Annotated in this window: 22 protein-coding genes and 5 pseudogenes; 21 read left to right on the top strand and 6 right to left on the bottom strand. The window is 61.3% G+C overall.

Annotated features, from left to right (window positions below):
- Nucleotides 1–110: 110 nt before the first annotated feature.
- Both KHO31_RS32115 and KHO31_RS32110 read right to left on the bottom strand, forming a co-directional pair.
- A pseudogene (locus tag KHO31_RS32115) lies at nt 111–332 on the bottom strand (flavodoxin domain-containing protein); the annotation flags it as partial.
- A gap of 51 nt (nt 333–383) precedes the next feature.
- Nucleotides 384–791: a hypothetical protein gene (locus KHO31_RS32110; RefSeq protein WP_211625172.1), complete on the bottom strand. Its 408-nt coding sequence runs from the start codon at nt 789–791 to the stop codon at nt 384–386.
- A 773-nt stretch (nt 792–1,564) separates the two neighbouring features.
- On the opposite strand from KHO31_RS32110, the gene KHO31_RS32105 reads away from it, so the two are divergent.
- Together KHO31_RS32105 and KHO31_RS39580 are read left to right on the top strand one after the other, a co-directional pair.
- Nucleotides 1,565–3,034: a mechanosensitive ion channel domain-containing protein gene (locus KHO31_RS32105; protein ID WP_211625170.1), complete on the top strand. Its 1,470-nt coding sequence runs from the start codon at nt 1,565–1,567 to the stop codon at nt 3,032–3,034.
- A 243-nt stretch (nt 3,035–3,277) separates the two neighbouring features.
- A pseudogene (locus tag KHO31_RS39580) lies at nt 3,278–3,469 on the top strand (IS3 family transposase); the annotation flags it as partial.
- 2 nt (nt 3,470–3,471) lie between these two features.
- Here the strand turns inward: KHO31_RS39580 and KHO31_RS32095 are convergent.
- The 3 genes from KHO31_RS32095 to KHO31_RS32085 form a co-directional block, all read right to left on the bottom strand.
- Nucleotides 3,472–3,795, bottom strand: a complete 324-nt coding sequence (locus tag KHO31_RS32095; RefSeq protein ID WP_211625159.1) for a hypothetical protein — start codon at nt 3,793–3,795, stop codon at nt 3,472–3,474.
- Nucleotides 3,779–4,153, bottom strand: coding sequence for a hypothetical protein (locus KHO31_RS32090; protein WP_211625157.1), 375 nt, complete (start codon nt 4,151–4,153; stop codon nt 3,779–3,781). Before KHO31_RS32090 ends, KHO31_RS32095 begins: the two co-directional genes overlap by 17 nt.
- Nucleotides 4,154–4,582: 429 nt before the next feature.
- The gene (locus KHO31_RS32085; RefSeq protein WP_211625155.1) at nt 4,583–4,843 is read right to left on the bottom strand and encodes a DUF4148 domain-containing protein; all 261 of its coding nucleotides are present in this window, start codon (nt 4,841–4,843) and stop codon (nt 4,583–4,585) included.
- Nucleotides 4,844–5,316: 473 nt separating this feature from the next.
- Here KHO31_RS32085 and KHO31_RS40120 point away from each other — a divergent pair.
- Nucleotides 5,317–5,529: pseudogene (locus KHO31_RS40120) on the top strand (hypothetical protein); the annotation flags it as partial.
- A gap of 365 nt (nt 5,530–5,894) precedes the next feature.
- On the opposite strand, the gene KHO31_RS32075 reads toward KHO31_RS40120, so the two are convergent.
- Complete coding sequence (locus tag KHO31_RS32075) at nt 5,895–6,668, bottom strand: GntR family transcriptional regulator (protein WP_211625151.1); 774 nt, start codon at nt 6,666–6,668, stop codon at nt 5,895–5,897.
- A 217-nt stretch (nt 6,669–6,885) separates the two neighbouring features.
- On the opposite strand from KHO31_RS32075, the gene KHO31_RS39785 reads away from it, so the two are divergent.
- From KHO31_RS39785 to KHO31_RS32000, 18 genes and pseudogenes are all read left to right on the top strand, one after another.
- Nucleotides 6,886–7,539: a porin gene (locus KHO31_RS39785; protein ID WP_268963821.1), complete on the top strand. Its 654-nt coding sequence runs from the start codon at nt 6,886–6,888 to the stop codon at nt 7,537–7,539.
- 16 nt (nt 7,540–7,555) lie between these two features.
- Nucleotides 7,556–7,951 (top strand): porin, encoded by a 396-nt coding sequence (locus tag KHO31_RS39780; protein ID WP_268963820.1) that lies wholly within the window; start codon nt 7,556–7,558, stop codon nt 7,949–7,951.
- Nucleotides 7,952–7,999: 48 nt separating this feature from the next.
- Entirely contained in the window at nt 8,000–8,350 is a 351-nt protein-coding gene (locus KHO31_RS32065; RefSeq protein WP_211625149.1) for a BON domain-containing protein, read from the top strand.
- 64 nt (nt 8,351–8,414) lie between these two features.
- Complete coding sequence (locus KHO31_RS32060) at nt 8,415–9,788, top strand: amidohydrolase family protein (RefSeq protein ID WP_211625147.1); 1,374 nt, start codon at nt 8,415–8,417, stop codon at nt 9,786–9,788.
- 41 nt (nt 9,789–9,829) lie between these two features.
- Nucleotides 9,830–11,533, top strand: coding sequence for a GMC family oxidoreductase (locus KHO31_RS32055; RefSeq protein ID WP_211625144.1), 1,704 nt, complete (start codon nt 9,830–9,832; stop codon nt 11,531–11,533).
- Nucleotides 11,534–11,652: 119 nt separating this feature from the next.
- Entirely contained in the window at nt 11,653–13,023 is a 1,371-nt protein-coding gene (locus KHO31_RS32050) for an amidohydrolase family protein (protein ID WP_211625135.1), read from the top strand.
- A gap of 81 nt (nt 13,024–13,104) precedes the next feature.
- Entirely contained in the window at nt 13,105–13,971 is an 867-nt protein-coding gene (locus KHO31_RS32045; RefSeq protein ID WP_211625133.1) for a dioxygenase family protein, read from the top strand.
- Nucleotides 13,972–13,975: 4 nt separating this feature from the next.
- Complete coding sequence (locus KHO31_RS32040) at nt 13,976–14,320, top strand: YciI family protein (protein WP_211625130.1); 345 nt, start codon at nt 13,976–13,978, stop codon at nt 14,318–14,320.
- A complete protein-coding gene (locus KHO31_RS32035) occupies nt 14,317–15,195 on the top strand; it encodes an NAD(P)-dependent oxidoreductase (protein WP_211625128.1) in 879 nt (292 codons plus the stop codon). Before KHO31_RS32040 ends, KHO31_RS32035 begins: the two co-directional genes overlap by 4 nt.
- Before the next feature lie 89 nt (nt 15,196–15,284).
- A complete protein-coding gene (locus KHO31_RS32030) occupies nt 15,285–16,532 on the top strand; it encodes an amino acid ABC transporter substrate-binding protein (protein ID WP_236071620.1) in 1,248 nt (415 codons plus the stop codon).
- Between the two features lie 17 nt (nt 16,533–16,549).
- Nucleotides 16,550–17,431, top strand: coding sequence for a branched-chain amino acid ABC transporter permease (locus KHO31_RS32025; protein WP_211625124.1), 882 nt, complete (start codon nt 16,550–16,552; stop codon nt 17,429–17,431).
- Nucleotides 17,428–17,751, top strand: coding sequence for a hypothetical protein (locus KHO31_RS32020; protein ID WP_211625122.1), 324 nt, complete (start codon nt 17,428–17,430; stop codon nt 17,749–17,751). The genes KHO31_RS32025 and KHO31_RS32020 overlap by 4 nt, the downstream gene beginning before the upstream one ends.
- Complete coding sequence (locus KHO31_RS32015; RefSeq protein ID WP_211625120.1) at nt 17,748–18,479, top strand: ABC transporter ATP-binding protein; 732 nt, start codon at nt 17,748–17,750, stop codon at nt 18,477–18,479. Before KHO31_RS32020 ends, KHO31_RS32015 begins: the two co-directional genes overlap by 4 nt.
- Entirely contained in the window at nt 18,472–19,200 is a 729-nt protein-coding gene (locus KHO31_RS32010; RefSeq protein ID WP_236071614.1) for an ABC transporter ATP-binding protein, read from the top strand. Before KHO31_RS32015 ends, KHO31_RS32010 begins: the two co-directional genes overlap by 8 nt.
- Before the next feature lie 3 nt (nt 19,201–19,203).
- On the top strand, nt 19,204–19,593 hold the full coding sequence (locus KHO31_RS32005) for a nuclear transport factor 2 family protein (protein WP_211625118.1): 390 nt from the start codon (nt 19,204–19,206) through the stop codon (nt 19,591–19,593).
- Between the two features lie 338 nt (nt 19,594–19,931).
- Nucleotides 19,932–20,033 (top strand): annotated as a pseudogene (locus KHO31_RS40150) (IS6 family transposase); the annotation flags it as partial.
- Nucleotides 20,034–20,146 (top strand): annotated as a pseudogene (locus KHO31_RS40145) (IS6 family transposase); the annotation flags it as partial.
- A 489-nt stretch (nt 20,147–20,635) separates the two neighbouring features.
- Nucleotides 20,636–21,007, top strand: a complete 372-nt coding sequence (locus KHO31_RS32000; protein WP_211625117.1) for a CidA/LrgA family protein — start codon at nt 20,636–20,638, stop codon at nt 21,005–21,007.
- Nucleotides 21,008–21,017 lie beyond the last annotated feature (10 nt).

The following is a 21,017-nucleotide window of genomic DNA, read 5'->3' as shown; positions in this document are numbered from 1 at the left end:
AGTTCAACCATTTGTGCCCGGAATTCCGCCGGGTACGGGGTACGATGCTTGCCCATTTCGGCACCTCCTTCTTCAAAAGGATAGGCGTCCGTTTTCGCGGGTCAACTTCAGATGATGGCGTCGTAATTGGCCAATTCGTCGGGTGTTGCCACCGGCGCCTTCTGGTCAAGTTTGACCCCGTAGGCTGCAGCCTGGTCGGCAGGAATAGTTTCAGCGACACGCTTGATTGTCACTTCGGTACCGGGGGTTGACCGCGCACCTTCGGCTATCGCGTCAGCCATTGTTTCGATGTGACCATACATCGAGTAGTAAAGCACGAGTACTTTAGCCACGACTTCTCCTTGGTTGAAGGACGTCCGATGGATTCGGACGACCATTTAATGTCACCGCTGGCAGGGAATAGCATTGACGGCTGTAACGCGTCCTTCGATGAGCCCACCGTGACTCGTGTCAGATCGGACTGCGGGCACCTGGCCGGCGCGCACAGGAAACAATAGCGCCGCTGCAGTCGGCCCGTCGGCAATCAACAAAACTTTCTTGCTCCGCACGCGAACGCCGTCATCATAGGACAGCCGTAAGCCATTCATCGACAGTCCGTAGGTACATTCTCCGGTTTGCACTGTTGTATGAAATAACCCGCCCCAACGACTGCTTTCGGCGCGGCTGACGAAGATCTCAACCGGGCGGGTTCTGTTATCTGCTTGGTTTTTGAGCGATATCAAGTAGACGAAGCGGTGGCCGTTGTTGACGACCTTAGGCGTCAGGTGTGGTCCCCTCGGGCGATTAGACATAAGAAACGTCCTGAAAAGACTTCCGGCTGCATTCGGTTCGAGAATTGTACGGAAACAGTGCGTGAAGTGGCAGTACTGAAACCGGAAACCTTTTGTTCGCGTTCGTGGCACCCTAAAAATGGCGTTACGGTGGATTGGGTGATGGGATCAGTCGATCCGGCGAACGTGCCCAGTCTGGAAGATGTTGTGCGGTTATCCTCCCAAGGAGTGGCGGGCGCATATGAGGCGAATCGCCTTGCATCGGTCGTTATCGACAGATCTCGCCATTGGTCGAATTCAGCTCGCAGAGCATCCAGGCTGTCGATAATCGCTTCGACCGTGTCAGTGTCGGCAGCAAATCGCAACGGTGGCCTGTCGCACCCGCCCAAATGGACGATCAAGCTGGATACGTTCAATGTCACACCACCGGTCAGCCTCGGCTAGAAGGCCATCCCTGTGCCTTGTTTACGTGACACCCGTGCGGGTCAGTCACGAGACAATGATTCCAAATAGTGCGGCCTTGCTCAATGCCTTCGGCCTATGCTTTCAGGCCATGAACTGAGGCCCTTGAATCACGACCGACGGATCCTTTCAGGTATCCCGTGCCTCGGACTCAGCGGGTTGTTCTCGTTGGTGGAGCGCCGTGTTCGTCCGCTTGTGGTCAGGCGACGGGGAGGTGCGCATTAATATTCATGCAAGGTGCGTCACGCGGACAACCGGTGGCGGCTATGGTTGAATCCGACTGGGGCGTTTCCGCCTGGTAGGAGCCGACCCAAGACAAACGAGGTGAAAGGATGTCCAGTTTGGCCGAAAATCCCTTGATCCTTGGCGGAATCCTGCTCGCCGCCGAATTCGTGACCTGGAGAACCGTTCCGTCCGAACTGCGCTCGGCGAAGCTGGCGATGCGAGTGCTTATTTTTGCCGCATTCAGCGCCGTTCTCTTCGGAACCGGCTTGAGTCCGCTGCACGTCGCGCCCTGGCCAACGGATGCGTCCCGCCACCTTGTCGCCCAGATACTTGAGCTGGCGTGGTGGTTTCTCGGGGCGCGTCTGGCCACGCTTGTACTCGACACTTTCTTTTTGCCTGAATCGTGGCAAAAGGAGCGATTGTTCGAAGACGTGCTCGGCGCGGTCGTCTTTCTGGCGGCCGGCGTCGCCGCAATCGCGTATGTGCTCGAGTTACCCGTGCGCGGGTTGCTTGCCACATCCGGTGCCGTTGCTATCGTGCTGGGTCTGGCGATTCAAAGTACGCTTAGCGACGTGTTTTCCGGCATTGTCCTGAATGCAACGAGACCCTATCACCTAGGCGATACCGTTTCCATTGATGGCGTCGACGGAAAAGTCATCGAGATGAGCTGGCGTGCCACCCAACTGCTGAACAGCTTCGGTAATGTCGTGACGATTCCCAATACACTCGCTGCAAAAGTCAAGATTGTGAATCTCAGCCGTCCGGATGCCATTCACGGAATCTCCGTTGTCCTCCACGTTTCTCCCGAAGCGCGTCCCGCGGCGGTCGTCGGTGCATTGCAAAGAGCAATTAAAGGGTGCGACCTTGCACTTGCAGCACCGCAACCGACCGTAGGCGTCATCGCAACGCACCCGAACTCGACAAGTTATGAAATGACCTGCTATGTGGCAGATATGTCGAAGACACTGGTGGCGAAGAATCAGCTGTTCGATCTGGCTTTCCGTCATCTGGCCGCAGCACAGATCGGTCTACGACCGTTGAGCTATCCCGCGCAAGTGCCATCGGGCGATGATCCTCGGGAACATCTGCTGGCCTGCGTCGACATGTTTCAGACCCTGAATCCGGTCCAGCTCGCAGAGCTCGCGGGGCGATCCGTGCGACTTGATTTCGAGCCCGGCGCGATTCTGGCTTCTGAGGGCGACGTCACTGACTATCTTCTGGTCGTGGCGTCCGGTGTCCTGACGGTACAGGCGAAAGATTCCCATGGCAATGCCCGTGAAATCGACAGATTGGGTCCGGGCGACTCGCTGGGAGAGACGGGTGTGCTGACGGGGGGGGCGCTGCATGTGATCGTAACGGCGGACACGAACGTGGTCGTCTATAAACTGGAGAAGAATGGTCTTACGGCTTTGCTCAAGTCCAATCCTGAAGTTGCACGAAAGATGTGTCTGCTTGTTTCAAGGCGGGGCGACCCGGGTCAGGCAATGCTGGGGGCAGAATCCCAGCCCGAGGGAAATGAAGGCCTTTTCCAGCGTATCTGGGATCGCATGCGGAAGTTCCACGGTCTGAGCAACTAAATTAACAATGCGTGTGTTGAACTCAGGCAATCGTGGGGCGGTGCCTTGGCGGCGAACGGAGTTCATTCCTGAGCATTCTTGGGGCCACGTTTTATCGGTAACCACTTTTACTGGCTGCGCACAGGGAGTAACTACGCCACGGTTGCCGGACATTTACTTTCGCTTCCCGTAATAGCTCACCGTTACAGAGCTTTTATAAGTCAAAATAATGCAACTTACCGTCATGGGCGAACTCGCAGCGCCCAAGGGCGACAAACGCAGGCAGAACTGGCCCAGCAATTTGATGTCCATTCGAACCAGATCACGGACTGGAAGAAGCAACTGCAGGAGCGGGTTGCCGATGTGTTCGAAGCGGGCAATGCGGCGCTGGCGGTACCGCCAATCGACATGAAGATGCTGCACGCGAAGATCGGGCAGCTGACGTTGGAGAACGATTCCTAAGCAACGCCCTCCGCGGGTCGGAGGCAGAAGCCGAACCCGGCTGCCCGCCAGTGCAACTGCTTGATGACACGTTTCTTGTAGCGCTGTTCGTAGTGGGCGAGTGACGGGTCGGTGTATTGCTTGCCGAAGCGCATGGCGTTGTAAAACAGCACCGGCAACGAGAAGCTGTATCCGGCGTCAAGCGCGTCGGTTGCATCGCGCGGGCCGAGCGTCGGCAGGATCTCGCGGGTTGCCGCGAGGTGATCCAGCGCGAGGCGGGCAAGAGGCGAGCCGAACTCTACGATCCGGCCGTGGAGCGACTCGCTATCCGGCAGGCCCACTTCGACCGCCGGTCTTGGTACGAACAAGGTCAAAACTGCTGCAGGCAGACCGCTCGACCCGATACGGCTGGTCCATATCGAATGCAACGATACCTTGCATCGAACCCGGCGCGCTGCGCTTCTTGCTCACGCCAGTGACGTTGCCCGTTTCTCCGTCCACGCAAAGATGGAAGACGTAGTCGCGGCGCGAGTCTGTGGAAACGCGGGCCACCAAGCGCTCGAGCACCATTGCATCGGTGCGGGCATCGGTGAAAATGATTTTACCGACCGCATGCAGGTCGATGTTCGCGCCGAGTCCTTCGGCGACTTGCTGGTTCGACGGCAGCACGTCGACGACATGGCCGACGCGCGTCCTCATGCGAGAATCTGTTGGTCGGCGGCCAGCACGCGCGTGCTAAAGCTGCTGGTTCGCAGCGAGGCGCCCGGTTCGGCTTCACGGGACGACTGATGACGAGGCGGGTGCTGGTTCAACGGTTCGAACAACGGGCGATGCCATGCGGTCTCGGCCCACTGGTCGGCACGGCAGGAGACTTATGCCGGCGACCGGTAACTGGGAAGGGTGGTCATGCGCGCGCGACGCTTGGGGCGCTGGGATGCCCGATAGACGCAGAAGATTCCCGCTACTGGCGGAAGCAATCCCCCGCGTCGGACAAAAAACGCCCAAGCCATCTGGCCCGCGCGAAGTCACCTGGACTCCGGACATGGAGGTCTCAAGGTCAATAGCACAGGCCGCCTCTCATGCGAGGTACGGACCTGTTTCAAGACGCCGGGCGACCCGACTGAATTCCTACTTGCCAGATTGCGACGTGCTGCTGGTATCGGCGCCGTAAGCCGTGTTGTTGCTGTTCTGTTGCGCGACAATGGCTTCAGCGTGCTGAATGTTTGCCGGGTAGTGCATCCAGTCGTTCGGGTTGTAGCCACCTTTTTCAAGCTGGGCGAGTTTTTCGCGGACTTGCGCGCGCGTCACGGGCTGGCTCGACTGCGCAAAGGAAGCGACCGGAGCGGCGATAAGGGCGGCGATGGCACAGGCCTTGATGATCGACTTCATGATGACTACCTCCAGAGATTATTTTGATATGAGCGACAAACCCAGTGTCTGTAGCGAACGGAGGGAGTTTAGGAGTTGGGAAAATCGGGGTAAATACCTAATCCAGCGATAAACTGTTGCGAATTTAAGCTGGTCGTGAACGGCGTGTGCCCGGGTCTCTTTTGTCCGGCAGGGCGGCAAATGACGTGACAACGATGTCGAGCGGCCCATCTGCAGGCCTTCAGGCCACGCGTGGCGCTGGTATGGCGAACTGGATAAGTAACCGACAAACCAGCAGCGGCCAGCATCTGCGATGCGTAATTTTAGACAATTAAAGTGATCACTTTTCGTGAACTTTTTAGTTAAAATCGTAAGCCGTTCGAATTCTGTCTTTTCTCCCGGGTCACAGCGCCTTGCCCGGAGTTTAAACAGGAGGGGGCGACCATTGTCGCACCGCATCTTCTGTCACGCCCCAGCGGGCAAATCGGAACGGGCGCGAGCACGCCATCGAGTTGCCGTTGACCGACCTCGTCGTGTCGCCGGATAACGAAGCAGAACCGCGCCAGGCGCTCGACCAGACGCTGGAAATCGGCAAATGTGTCATGCATCTGCTGGCGCCGTTCGACGGTTTGCGCGACGCGATCAGCGGTGGCCGTCCGACGGCGAAACTCGGCATGATGAAGGTGTTGTCCACCAAACGCGCCTGTCGACCGAAGCCGGAAAGCGGTGACCGTGATAAAGCGATTTGGAATTCTTCATCACGCGATCTTACGCGACAGCGCCGGCAATGTGACAAGGCTGGTTGGAGGCACATGCAGGCATCCCGATGCCCGCAGCTAAACATACTTCAATTCGGCGATCCAGTAGTGATCGAAGACGGAACGCGCTGTTCTATCATCGAGAACGAACCTCAATGTGAGCACAGTCTGTAAAACGGTTGCCGTCCAGCGGCTTATGGATGAGCCACGGACGTCGCTGTAATGAACACGACATTCGCAACGCAATGCACGCCCGTCTGGGCGATTTCCCATAATGCGATTCGTTCAGGGCGTGTGTCCCATTCCGCCTGCGCCTAGCCGCCTGTCTGTGCCAGCTGGAACGTCATCGAATAGCTGAAGCGACTGGCCGGATGCACGCCGGTCGTGACTACGATTGCCTTGTCGCGTACAAAGTAAGTGCGGATGATGCGCAACCCTGCCGACCCAGACTTCACCTGCAGCGCGCGCGCCTGTTCGCCTTCGATAAGCAGTCCCTGAACTTCCTGCTCGACCCGCGTCATCCTGACGCCGTACTGTTCTTCAACCATCGTGTAGACCGGCGCATCGAGAGTCTTCGCCAGTCCGGGTAACTGGCTGAAGGCCTTGTCGACGTAGATGTCGACCAGCGCGATGCGCTCCATTGCCGCATCGCTGCCGTGTCGTATACCGGCGATATGCAGCCACTTCGCTCCAGGAGCACTGCGTAGCAGCGCCGCCTGCGCGTCATCGGCCTGGATCGTCCTGCGTGTGGACACCTGGAGTGTCGTGCCCTGCGCATAGCGGACGAGATCACTCAGCGTATCCATCGACTGCACATAGCGCGTCTGCGGCCGATCCGCGATGACCCGTGTGCCGACGCCTGCCTGACGGCTGATCATCCCGAGGTTGCACAGCTTCAGTACGGCCTGACGGACCGCGTACCGGCTCAGATTCCATGTCGCGCATAGCTCTGCTTCGGTTGGCAGCAGTTCGCCCATGCGCAGCTTGCCATCGCGGATGTCCTGCATCAATGTGCGCGCAAGATCAACATGGCGCGGCTGGGTGGTCGCCAATGCGGCTTCGACGGCATCGTCCTGGATAACGGTCATGGCAACGGTGATGGGTGAGCGTTCGTAGGGGAGAAGCACACAGAAAAACGCAGAAAAGTATCGCTTTGCAAATCCTAGCACATTCCGCGGGTTTCCACGAATGTTCGAACATTTGAATGAATTCTAAAGTTTGGCTCAAGCACTCCGGTGAGGTGCGACCGGCGTGCTGGCAGCTCAAACCAGATTCATTTCATATTAGAAACATTGGAGAATCTAGGTGATTTTGTGGAAGAGGATGTGGATGGCAGCGGCCATGGGGCTCTCGATAAGCGCCGCGCACGCACAGTCGGTCACGCTGTACGGACGGGTCGTCGCCGGTGTCGACTACGTCGATCACGTGGCAACGGCGAACGGGCAGTCGAACGATCTGCTGCGCTTCGGTAGCAACCAGTGGGGCATCAGCATGTGGGGATTGAAGGGCGACGAGGATCTCGGCGCAGGCCTGCATGCGGTTTTCAACCTCGAAAACATGTTCACTGCGGGTACCGGCGTGTCGGACGGGCTGTTCAATCGCTACGCGGTGGTTGGTCTGTCGGGCAGCAGCTGGGGCACGATTCTCCTGGGTCGCGCGATGAGTCTCACGGACGGTGAAGGCTGGGCGATCGATCCGACGGGTATGCAGGCAATGGGTCTCGAAACGCTGGTTTACGGCCGCAACTGGGGGCCGCGCTCGAACGCGATCACCTTCAATTCGGCGAACTTCGGTGGGTTCGCGTTCCGTCTGCAAACGGGCCTGAGTAACGAGGCCGGAAACTCCCGTGCAAATCGCCAGATGAGCGGCAGCGTGAGCTATACGAACGGCGCTCTGGACGTTCGCGCGCTGTACGAAGAACTGCGGGACGTGAACGGAAAGTTATCGAGCACTCTATAGTGCGTCGCGCGAATACATGATTGGCGGCAGCTACAAGATCGGCGACGCGAAACTCTACGCGGGGTACAGCCTGATCGCGTCGTCCGGGGCGGACACGCTCGCGGACCCGACCAATCCCACTGCGGCGACGCGCAACCAGATGGAATGGCTCGGCATCAACTACCAGGTGAGCGTGTCGCTGCAACTGATCGCTGCCGTCTATCACGCAAACGTGAACCACGGCGGCGGCAGCGGTACGCTCGGTGTGATTGGCGCCGACTACTTCCTGTCAAAACGAACTACGCTTTACGCGACGGTCGGCAGCATGTTCAACGGCGGCAGCGCAGCGTTTCCAGTCGAAGTGAGCGATGTGCAGCCCCAGTCCGGCCGCAGCCAGCAAGGGGCGTATTTCGGCGTTGTTCACTATTTCTGAAATTTTCATATGCCGCATTGCAAGCGGTGCGCAATGGGGGAGAACCGGATGAACTTTCGTGGATGTCTGATGCTGTTGGCCGTCGTCTTTTCGTCGGTGCCGTGGACGACTGCGCATGCGCAGGCAGCCTCTGAACCAACCGCGTCCGGTACGCCGGGCGATGCAGGTGCGCTCAAGCGTGCGGACCGCACGCTGGCGAAGAGCGTCCAGCGCACGCTCGGAAAGACGCGCGGTCTCGATACGAGCCGCGTGTTCGTGCGCGCGAAGAACGGGACGGTCACGCTCGCGGGGTCGGTGCCGTCCGGAGAGCAGATTCCGCGTGTCGTGCAGGTTGTCGAGGGCGTGCCAGGCGTGCATGCGGTGGTGAACCGCCTGGCGGTGCAGTCGGCGGGACAGTGAACCGCCGCACAGCGATCCGGTTTAAAAAATCTGTAATTCTATTTATTCATTGATGGAGGGAGTGATGGTACAGCGCACCTTGATTCGCAACGCGAGCGTCATCAGCGTGGACCCGGCGATCGGCAATGTTGAGAACTGCGACGTGCTGATCGAAGACGCGAGAATCCGCGCAGTCGGGCGTGGGCTCGACGCGGGCGATGCCGAAATCGTCGACGGCACGGGCACGATCGTGATGCCGGGCATGGTCGACACGCACCGGCATATCTGGCAGACCACGCTGCGCAACATCGCGGCGGACTGGACGCTAGACCAGTACTTCGCGGGCGTGCGCGGCCAGCTCGGCGAGCACTTCCGCGCAGAGGACATCTACATCTCGAATCTCGCGGGCGCATACGAAGCGCTGAACGGCGGTGTGACGACGGTACTCGACTGGTCGCACAACATGAACACGCCCGAGCATACGGATGCGGCGGTCGAAGCGCTGAAGGCGTCGCGCGGCCGCTTCGTGATGTGCTACGGCAACTCGAACGAAGAGTGGCTGCCGGTCAGCAACCTGCCGACATCGCAGGACGTGCGACGCGTGAAGCTGCAGCACTTCTCTTCGTCGGACGACCTGGTGCAACTCGGCATGGCGCTGCGCGGCCCGCAGTATGCGACCGAGGCGGTCACGCGCGATGACTGGGCACTCGCGCGCGATCTCGATGCGCTGATTTCGGTTCACGTCGGTGATGGAGCGTGGGGCAAGGGGCGTCCGGTCGCATGGCTGGCCGACAATGGGCTGCTCGGCGAGGACGTCATCTGTTCGCACTGCAATTCGCTTGCCGACGACGAATTCCGGTTGATGGCCGACTGGGGCTGCTCGGCATCGATGACGCCCGAAATTGAGTTGCAGATGGGACACGGCTGGCCGGTGACCGGTCGTCTGCTCAAGGTGGGCATGCGGCCGACGCTCGGCATCGACATCGCGACCTGCAACAGCGGCCACCTGTTTCAGGTGATGCGCACCGTGCTGCTCGTCGAGCGCGCGTGGGCGCACGACCGCGCGGACCGCGGCGGCTATTCGGTGGAGCGCCTGCCGGTCAATACGCAGGATGCGATCGAGTTCGCGACGATCAATGGCGCGAAGGCGCTGCGGCTCGACAGCAGGATCGGGTCGCTGACGCCGGGCAAGGATGCCGACATCGTGATGATCCGCGCGGACAACCTCGAAATGGCGCCGCTGAACAATCCGGTTGGCGCGGTGGTTCTCGCGGGTCACCCGGGGCTCGTCGATACGGTGTGGGTCGCCGGACGGGTGGTCAAGCGCGGCGGCAAGCTGGTTGGCGTCGACGAGCGTCAGGTGCTCGGCGACCTGACGCGCTCGCGCGACTACGTGCTGTCGAAGGCGGGGGTCCAGCCGGGCGAGCGCTTCGTTCCCGCACCGTATCAGCCACGCTGAACGTGCCGCGTCGTTTAACAGTCAATGGAGGAGAGGGCAGCGTGGAAACAGGGCAAACGGATTTTCTTGTGGTGGGCGGCGGTAGCGCGGGCGCGGCGATGGCCGCACGGCTTTCGGAGCATCCCGAGCATCGGGTCGTGCTGGTTGAGGCCGGCGATGACACGCCGCCTGACGCGACGCCCGCGGACATCGACGACACTTTTCCGAGTTCCACGCTCAATCCGCACTACTTCTGGCCGGGGCTGGAAGCGACGACGGTGGCCGGAACGACGCCGCGCCCGTATCCACAGGCCCGCGTGATGGGCGGAGGTTCGAGCATCATGGGGATGTTCGCGCTGCGCGGGCTGCCTTCCGATTACGCGCGCTGGACGGCGAGCGGGGCTCGTGGCTTCGGCTGGGACGACGTTGCGGCGTGCTTCGGAAAGGTCGAAGACGACCACGATCGCCCGAAGCGTGACGCACCGCGCGGTGCGTGCCCGATCAGCCGGACGCCGCGCGGCCAATGGCCCGAATTCGTACGACGCATGGAGCACGCAGCGGCCGGCCTCGGCTTCCCGTTCGCGGACGACGCCAACACGACGAACGGCGACGGTTTCTTCGCCATGCCCGCGAGCTGTGACGCAAACGCGCGCTCGTCGAGCGCACGGTGCTACCTGACGCGCGAAGTGCGCGCGCGGGAAAATCTCACGATCCTGTCAGGCACCTGCGCGACGTCGCTGCGGTTCGACGGACGCCGCGTGACCGGCGTCAACGCGATCCGCGCGGGCGAGATGTCCGCGCTCGATGCGCGCGAGGTGATCCTGAGCGCGGGAGCGATCCATTCGCCCGCGATCCTGATGCGTTCCGGCATCGGACCGGCGGACGAACTCGCGCGGTTCGGCATACAGCCGGTTGCGGACCGGCGCGGCGTCGGACGCAATTTGCAGAACCATGCGTACCAGTTTTTTGCGCTGACGTTGCCGCCCGCGACGCGCCTCGCGGCGCACGTGCGCCGCTTCGCGATCGCCGGGTTGCGCGCGTCATCGGAGCTGCCCGGCTGTCCGGCTGGCGACTTGATGCTGTTCATGCTGGGACGCGTGAGTCCACGTTCGTTCGGCACCAACGTGGCGATGGTCGGCTCGGCGCTATATACGCCGTTCTCCACCGGAGCGGTGACGCTTGCGAGCGCAAACCCGTACGTCAATCCACGCATCGACTTCCGGATGCTCGACGATCCGCGCGACGCGCCTCGCGTACTGAAGGCGGCGCGGTTGGCCGAACGGCTGCTGCGCGATCGGTCGGTTGCGGCGACCTATCGCGAAGCATTCCTGTTGCCCGCGGGCATGGCGCTCAACCAGTTCAACCGCGGTGGCGTGACCGGCGCGCTGATCGCGGCGGGTGCGAAGGCCGCACTCAATTCCCCGGCTGCGGTGCGGCGGTGCGCGTTCGGCCTCGCGTTTCCCGGTGCGCGGCCGCTGGCCGGGCCGCATGGGGACGTGGAGTTGTCCGATGCGGAACTGCTGTCGTCGATCGCGCCAATGGGCCATCCGGTCGGCACCTGCGCGATGGGGCGCGAGCACGATCCGCTGTCGGTCGTCGACGACGGCTATCGGGTCTACGGCGTCGATGGCCTGCGCGTCGTGGACGCATCGGTGATGCCGGTCATCCCGAGTGCGAACACCCATCTGCCGACGCTGATGCTCGCCGAGCATGCGGCGGCGCGGATTCTTGGCGTGCCCGTAAACGCATTCGCCGAATCGGCATAAGCGTCACTGGCGATGTGCGAGAAGCCGTCGTCTACCAGATCAGGGTATGTACGAATGTTCGAATATTTAAATAAAACCGCATACTGTATTTCGCAGACTAGAGGCCTGTTAGTGACGCTATGACCCTCGCCCGAATTCTTCTGAAAGGCGCCACGGTGGTGACGATGGATGACGCACTCGGTGACTTCCCCGCGGCGGACATCCTGATCGAAGGAGACCGGATCGTCGCGGTAGGCCCTTCGTTGCAGGATCACGACGCCGAGGTCATCACGCTTGCGGGTCGCATCGTGATTCCCGGGCTGATCAATGCCCATATGCACACGTGGCAAACGGGGCTGCGTACCGTTGCGGCCAACTGGACGCTGCTCGAATACTTTCGTTGGATGCACGCGGGGCTTGCGACCTGTTTCACTCCCGCAGACATTTTTTGCGCAACCCAGGTCGGTGCGTTGAACCAGATCAACTGCGGGACCACGACGCTGGTCGATTGGTGCCATAACAATCCAACGGCCGCGCATACGGATGCCGCGCTGGACGCACTGGTCGACGCAGGTATCCGCGCGACATTCATGCACGGTACGCCCAAGCCGGACCCGCAACCCGGGCAACCTCATTTTTCCGAGATTCCGCATCCACGCAAGGAGATTGAACGCTTGTTGCACGAGCGATTCGAGCGAAGCAACCGCCTTGTGAACCTCGGACTCGCGATTCTTGGGCCGCACTACTCGACCCTCGATGTTGCGCGGCACGACATCCGTATGGCAATGGAATTCGGTCTCGTCGCTTCGATGCATCAGGGTGGCGGTCCGGAAAAGGCGGTTGGGGGCTGGGAGGCGCTCGATCATGAAGGGTTGCTTGGGCCGTGGATCAACATCGTTCACGGCAATGATCTGAGCGACGAGCGGATGGCGCGTCTCGTAGAACGTGGCGTGAGCTTTTCAATTACCCCCGAGGGAGAGATGACGCAGGGCCATGGTTTTCCGATCGTGGGCCGGCTGCGGGGACTTGGTGCAGCGCCGTCAGTGGGCGTGGATCTCGAGTCGATCATGTCGGGGGATATGTTCAGCGTGATGCGCATGGCGCTTGGCATGCAGCGCGCGTTCGACAACGCGGCGAGCCGCAAAGCGAGCGGCAAGATTCCTGAGACGTCGACGATCACGACGCGCGAGGCGCTCTCGTGGGCCACGACAGCAGGCGCACGGATGCTCGGGATGTCGGCTCGGATCGGCAGCATCACACCGGGCAAGCAGGCCGATCTGGTTGTGATCGACGCAACCGCGATCAATATGTGCCCGGCGCATGATCCGGTATCTGCGGTCGTGATGCAGAACAGTCTCGCGAACGTCGATAGCGTGATGATTGCCGGCGAGTGGAAGAAGCGCCACGGCCGTTTGCTCGTGGCCGACCTGCCCGCGAAGCTCGAACGCCTTGCCTGCTCAGGCCGACGAATTGCGGGGGCGATGGGCCTGGGAGCAGGCGGGCCGCAATGACATCTTGTCGACCGGGAAATGGGCGTGTTGCCCGAGCCCGGTCAGGAAACACCTTTGAATTCCAATCGAAACGGAGACGCCATGAGAAACATGACAGAAACAGAACTGACCGAAGTGGTGCTTGAACGGTATTCGAGCACGCCGGACGAGCGGCTGCGCACGGTCCTGCAATCGTTGATCCGTCATCTTCACGCGTTCGTGCGTGATGTGCGCCTGACGGAAAGCGAATGGATCGCAGGGGTCGAGTTCCTGACCCAAACTGGCCAGATCAGCGATAACAAGCGGCAGGAGATGATCCTGCTGTCCGACAACCTCGGCATTTCGGCGCTCGTCAACATGGTCAGCGCCGGCGTGGCAGAGGGAGCGACGGAGTCGACGGTCCTCGGACCGTTTTACGTGCCGGAGTCGCCTGAGCGGAAATGGGGTGAGTCGGTGCTGCTGCGTGAGGGCGACGACACCCCGCTGGTGATTCACGGTCGGGTGCTCGACTGCGACGGAAAGCCGGTGCCCGACGCGACGCTCGAAATCTGGCAGACCGACGGGAACGGTATGTACGACATCCAGGACCGGTCGCAACCCGAGGACAACCTGCGCGGCTGGTATCGCGCGAAGCCGGACGGCGAGTTCCTGATGAAAACCATTCGGCCCACCTCGTATCCGATTCCGACGGATGGTCCGGTCGGCGTACTGCTGCACGCAACGGCGCGGCATCCGTATCGGCCCGCCCACGTGCATGCGATTGTGTCCGCGCCAGGATTCAGGAAGCTCACGACGCACCTGTTCGACGCCGAAGATACCTACCTCGATTCGGACGTCGTGTTCGCGGTGAAATCGTCTCTGATCCGCGAGTTCAAACGTAATGACTCGCCGGAGGCAGCGGAGAAATTCGGCGTTCGCGGACCCTTCTGGGAACTCGCAAACGACTTCGTACTCGCCCGGAACGGATAAGACCATGTTCTTCGCCGTGATTGCCAGGGATCATCCCGGCAGCACCGCGCTGCGTGCACAAACGAAAGCGCGCCATAGCGCCCATCTCGATGCCGCCGCTGAAGGATTGCGGGTGCTCCAGACCGGACCGCTGCTCGATGAAAAGGGTGCTGAGGCCGGATCGTTGCTGATCCTCGAGGCCGATGCGATCGAAGCCGTCCAGGCCTTCATGAAGGCTGATCCGTATGCACAGGCCGGACTCTTCGCACAGGTGGACATTCATCCGTGGGTATGGCGTCGCGGCAATCCGTATTCGGCCGATCACGCGAAGGGACATCCAGTGGCAAAGACACAGGAGATAAAGCGATGAACATCGTGTGGTTGGGCTTCGGCAAGATGGGTGAGCCGATGGCCGCGCGTGTCGCGGCGGCCGGACATACCCTGTATGTATTCGATATCAGCGAGGAGCGCCGCACTGCCGCGCGTTCGCGGAAACTGGCAGTTGTCGAATCCCTCGAAGATGCGATCGCCCGGGCGGACGCGATCATCAGTTCGCTCCCCAACGACGCGGTCGCGTTGAACCTTCTGGCAGGTGAGGGCGGTGCACTGCGACACGCGAAAGCGGGCACGCTCCTGATCGAAACCAGCACCATTTCGGTCAGCGCCTCCGCTTCCATCGCGAACACCGCTGTCGCGCAGCAAGTCGGCTATCTCCGTGCGCCGGTCTCCGGCTCGGTTGCCGCTGCGGCGAACGGCACGCTGACGACGTTCGTATCGGGCCCGGAAGCCGTGGTCGAACGCGCCCGGCTGATCGTCTCGGCCTGGGCGTCGACGATCCGCGTGGTGGGCGATGCGGAGCAGGCGCGCGTCATGAAGCTCGCAGTCAACCTGATGGTGACTACGCTCGTTGCGAGCCTCGGCGAGGCTTATGCACTGTGCACGAAAGGCGGCATCGCGCCGAAGGCCGCGCTCGACGCGATCAGTGCGAGCGCCATTGGCTCGCCGCATCTGAAGTTCAAGGCCGATGCGCTCGAACGTCTCGACTTCACCCCGACCTTTACCGTCGCGCAGATGCGCAAGGACCTGAGGTTGATTGCCGACGGTGCGCGCGAGCTCAGCGTGCCGGTCCTGCTGGGGGCGACGGTCGAACAGATCATGGCTGCCACCGAAGCCTCCGGCTTCGGCGACGAAGACTACCTTGCGTGCGCGAAGGTGATTGCCGGACTCTCTGGCCTGACGGTTTAGCACCTTAGACACGCGACTGCTTTGCCGTGGCGCCGCACAGCGGACCATCCATACGAACACGATAAATACGGAGACGCATCTTGTTGAACATGAGAAGCTTTACCCGCGCGATGGTGGCGGTGGGCGCGGCAGCCATGCCGGGTGTCCGGCTGTTCGCGCAAAACAGTAAACCTTTGAGGATCGGCTTTAGCATCGCCCAGACGGGGGTGCTCGGGCCGGGCGGCAAGTCCGGTCTCGTCGCCATGGAAGTCTGGCGCGATACGGTCAACGCGAAGGGTGGCGTGCTCGGCCGGCCGGTGGAACTGGTTGTCTACGATGACCAGTCGAACGCCGCCTCCGCGCCCGCTATCTATTCGAAACTCATCGACGTCGACAAGGTCGACCTGATCCTTTCGCCTTACGGGACCAATGTCGCCGGTCCAATCGTCCCGTTCGCCAAGGAGCGTGGCCGTGTTCTGTTCGGGATGGCGGCGATCGGCATGAACGAGAAGATCGGCTACGACCGCTACTTTTCTATCGGGCCGTGGGGACCCGATCCGCAACTGACCTATCAGGCGTTTTTTCAGCTTGCGAAGGAAAATGGGCTCAAGCGCGTCGCGATCCTCGCGGCGTCCGCGGAATTCCAGCAGACCGCGGGCAGTGGCGGACGCCTGCTGGCCAGGCAGAACGGCATGCAGGTCGTGTTCGACCAGCAATACCCCGCCAATACGACCGACTTCAGCGGCCTGCTGCAGGCCCTGCAACAGGCCCAGCCGGACATCGTCTATGTCTGCTCGTATCCGGCCGAATCCGCTGCGATCGTGCGAGGCATCGATGAAATCGGCTTGCCGCCGAGCGTGCAGTTGTTCGGCGGCGGCATGGTCGGCGTGCAAAACGCATCCTTGCTCGAATCACTGGGCTCGCGATTGAACGGCATCGTCAATTACGACCTGTTCTCTATCGATCCCAAGTTGCGCCAACCGGGCAGCGCCGAGTTTCAGGCCGCGTATGCACAGCGTGCGGCCGCAGCCAGGGTCGATCCGCTGGGACACTTCGTTCAGCCTTACTGGTACGTCGCGGGCCAGGTGATCCAGGCGGCCGTCGAGGCCACGCGAGGCACCGACGACAAGGCGATCGCCGCCTGGTTGCACGCGAATCAGGTGCAAACGATCGCCGGCCCGATCCGCTTTGGAGCCAAAGGGGAGTGGACCGACAACCGCGTATTGATGTCGCAGTTCCAGGGGGTAGCGAACCACGACGTCGCGCAATTTCGTACGCCGGGCAAACTCGCGATCGTGGCGCCGGACCGCTATAAGTCGGCACCGTTCAGGCATCCGTTCGCGACCGCGCACGCATAGGTCCGACGGCGATCATCATGGACTTCTCTATGCATCTGCTTCTCAATGCTCTCATCTCGGGGCTGCTGCTGGGCGCGTTCTACGCGTCGATCGCGAGCGGGCTTGCGCTGGTGTTCGGCGTACTGGAAATACCGAATCTCGCACATCCCGCCGTGGTGGTCGCCGCAGCGCTTCTCGTTCACACACTCAATAGCTGGGGACTTGATCCGTTACTGTGCGGCCTGCTGCTGGCACCGGTTTTCTTCGTGGCGGGCGTCGGGTTCTACAAACTCTATCGCGTCGTCTTCGAGTCGCGCGGGAAGGTCGATCCGCTCAGGAGTTTCTCGTTGTTCTTCGGGATGTCCTTCCTGATCGAAATCGCGCTGATCCTCACTTATGGGGTGGATTTCCAGAGTGTCGACGCGCCATATATCGGCCGGGCGCTCGCGATCGGAACGTTTCGCGTGCCTTACCGGATGCTCGCCTCTTTTGTCTGCGGCACAACCTTGCTGTTCGGCTTGCAGCAGTACCTGAGCCGCACGATGACCGGCCGTCCGATTCGTGCGGCCGGGTACGACCAGGGCGCGCTGCCGATGCTGGCGATCAACCCGGCGCCCATCCGGCAGCTTGCCTTCGGTTTGTCGCTCGCGACCGCAGCCGTCGCTGGTGCGCTGATGATCGTGATCGGTCCCGTGCAGCCGTCCGCCGACCGGGTCTATATCGGACGCGCGTTCGCCGTGGTCGTGCTGGCCGGCATGGGTTCGGTGACGGGTGTCTACGTCGCGGGCATCCTGCTTGGCATCGCGGAAAGTGTGGTGCTGACCGTGTTCGGCGCATCGTGGGCGACAGCGGTGTCGTTTTCATTGGTGCTGGTGGTGCTCGCGGTTCGGCCCGCAGGACTGTTCGGGAGAATGCGATGAGACGCCTGTCATGGTTCTGGGTAGGGTGCGTGGCATTGCTCGCGTGTGCCTGGCTGCTGACCCGGCTTGTCACCAACGAATATGTCTTCTTCGCAGGTGAAGTGGTGCTGCAGTTCATCGCGCTCGCAACAGCACTGGTTCTGTCCCTGATCGAGCAGGGATTGACCGTTACCGTATCGCCCGAGTTGAATCTGCTTGCGATCGGGCTGATCCTGGTCGGTGGTGTGGTCTTCCTGCCCGGTGGACTCTACCGGTTGCTGAGCACGTGGAAGCGCCCGCGTCGCGAGATGCGCGCCGCGCAACGAAGGAGGACCGCATGAGCGAACTGCTATTGGGCGTCCACAGTGTGACGAAGCGCTTTGGCAGCTTTGTCGCGCTGTCCGATATCTCGCTCGAGATCGGCGCGGGCGAACGGATCGGGATCATCGGCCCGAATGGTTCGGGCAAGACGACCCTGATCAACTGTGTATCGGGTCGGCTGCGCCCCGAAAGTGGGCGCGTCATGTTCGGCGGCGAGGACGTGACGCGCATGCAGCCGCATCGGCGCGCGCAGCGTGGCCTCGCTCGCACCTTCCAGATCCCGCAGCCATTTCACGGCATGACGCTGGTCGAGAACCTGTACGTGCCGCTCGAATACGGTGCAGGGGGAACGGAGAGGCCGAACCGGGCCGCGCTACGAGAATCCGCGCTGCGCATCCTGGACAGTCTGGGCTTAGGCGGCAAGGCGGATGAGGGGTGCGGGGCCCTGTCGCAGATCGAGCTGCGCAAGCTTGAACTCGCGCGGGCGCTGGCCGTCAATCCGCGCCTGCTGGTGTCTGACGAGGCGATGGCGGGTTTGTCCGTAAGCGAGGTGGACGAGGTGCTCGACATCCTGTTCGCGCTCGCCGATCGCGGCATCACGGTCATCATGATCGAACACATCATGCACGCGATCATGCGGTTTTCCGAGCCGGTGCTTTGCATCGTGTCGGGGAAGCTGATCGTCGCCGGGCCGCCGGACGAGATCGTCCGTCATCCCGAAGTACAGAGGGCCTACATCGGTGACTAGCCTGACTATTCAAGACGTGGTCGCCGGATATGGCGCCGTCAACGTATTGCACAAGGTTTCGCTCGACGTGCCCGATGGCCATATGGTTGCGCTGCTCGGTACCAACGGCAACGGCAAGTCGACGCTGATCAATGCGATTCTCGGGATTGTTCGCGTGCGTTCGGGGAGTATTATTTTGCGGCGCAACGGCACCGCTTATCCGCTGCACGAGATGTCGACGGAGGCGATCATTGATCTCGGCGTTGGCATCGTGCCGGAGGGGCGACGGCTGTTCGGCAATCTGAGCGTGCGCGAGAACTTGCTGCTGGGTGCCTGGCGCAAGACCGCCCGTGCCGTACTCAACCGTAATCTCGACGCGATGTACGAGACGTTTCCAATCCTGCGCGAGCGCGCCGCACAATTGGTCGGCACGATGAGCGGTGGCCAGCAGCAGATGGTCGCGATCGCACGCGCGCTGATGACTGAGCCCTCCATTCTGCTGATCGACGAACCGTCAGTCGGGCTAGCGCCGGCTGTTGTCAAGCAGACCATCGAACAGATTCGCCTGCTCAAGGAGCGTCGCGGCCTGACGGTATTGATGGCGGAGCAGAGCTTTCATCAGGCGACCGAAATGTCCGATTCAGCATACGTTATCGCTCACGGCGAGATTGTGATGTCGGGCGACGACATGCGGGCCCTCGGCGGCGAAGAGGCCGTCCGGACCGTCTATCTGGGAGCATGAAAAATGAGTGAAGAAACTCAGGCGATCGAAGAGATTCAGCAATTCGAAGACGCACGGTACGCGGCGATGGTGAGCAAGGATATTGCAACGCTTGAGCGCTTGCTGGACGACAAGCTGATCTATATGCACTCGACAGGCGTCGCAGACACTAAAGCCAGCTACATCGAAGGCCTGCGCACGGGGGTCTGGGACTACCAGGGTATCGATCGCACGGAGCCGCGGTACCAGGTCGATGGGGATATCGTGCTTGTGTTCGGCAAGCTGGCGATTCGCATGGTGACTCGCGGCACGTTCAAGGCGTTCGAGAGCCGGGCGCTCGCCGTCTGGGTCCGAAAGCCTGACGGCTGGCACCTGCTTGCCGTGCAGTCGGGCGCGATTCCGAATGGTAGTTGAGGGGCGGCCATCCCGCCGCCGTGTGTCTTAAAAGCTCGGTCCGCGCGGCTCATGCTCATGAGAGCACGCGGGGCAGGGCGTCTGGAAAACGCGATCGGCTAGATCTGCGCCGTCAGTTGGTTTGATCTCGCCAACGCGGTCGGTTAGTGCTGCGGACGCGGGTCCTATTCGGCCAGCCTGCTACCGCGGGGGGTGATTCCGCGCTGCCTTTTTTAACGGCAGCGTTTCCCAAAAGCTGGATATGGGGGCGTTTGACGAGAGGGGTGACAAAGGGCTCCGGTGCAAATAGGCTCATTGGATCGATTAAAGTACCTGTCCAATCAATCAGGTGGCCGGTGATGAGCAAGGGGAAAGGTCTTGAGGGGTTGTTCGATGGTCGGCATTTTGATCGGGAGATCATTGTTCTCTGCGTGCGTTGGTACCTTCGCTACCAGCTCAGCTCAGGCATCGAGTTGATGCATCGCATTCGCAAGGTCAGTTCGACCTCTGCGCTTTCGGGCTCAAAGATACCACTGCGCGCTCGGTTTGGAATGCTGTCCTGTTAAATCGATAAGGTGTCCAGATTTATAAAAATATTTTGACCACGGCGCCTATTTGCACCAGAGCCGCGGACATCAACGGTTGCCACGACGCCGCCGCGCCGTCGAATGATGGTCTACCGGATTCCCACGCAAGTCGATGCGGAGCGTGCCGGATCGGCGTAGCGCCAATGCCTTGCTGGTGGCTCAGAATCGACTCGGACACGAGCGAGTCGGACGCGAGGTCCAGCGTGACAATCATTTCTTCCCGCCACCAGTATGCTTCCGGATTGAGCGTGGTGCGCGATCGGCCGCGGCGGCGGCTTCATCCATGTCCGTAAGGCGCTTCATGGGACAAGTCTCCCAATGGCAAGCGGTAATGTGGTTCGTAAGACGTGTCACCCACACAGTTTATGCTAAGCACGAATTTCGACAGGTGTCGGGCGCGTCGCGTTCCGTGCTTGACGGGGTACGAGATCGTGTCATCATTTCACCTCCACCCTCGCTGACACACTCGTCATACCATGCTGCGCGCTCTCGCCACCTTGCTGTTCTTCCAGTGCCTCGGAGAAGGTCTTTCGATTCTCCTTCATATCCCGGTTCCGGGGCCGGTCATCGGGCTGGTGCTGCTGTTCGCGTATCTGGTCGTCCGGCCATCGGCCGTTGCCGCCATCGAGCCAACCGCACTGGAATTGCTGCGGCATCTGTCGCTATTGTTCGTGCCGGCGGGCGTCGGCATCATGGTGGCGGCGGAAAAGGTCCGCGGCGACGGCATCGCAATCCTGGTGTCTCTCGTCGTCAGCACCACGCTGGCGATCACGGTCACGGCGCTCGTCACCCGCGCGTTGCTGCGTCGCCAGAGGCGGCAACAACAACCAGCGCCAGCCTCGCAATAGGGATCCGTCC

Origin of the sequence: Paraburkholderia domus, assembly GCF_905220705.1 — a bacterium.
Classification (GTDB): Bacteria; Pseudomonadota; Gammaproteobacteria; order Burkholderiales; family Burkholderiaceae; genus Paraburkholderia; species Paraburkholderia domus.
This window is presented reverse-complemented; position numbering and strand designations above follow the sequence as displayed.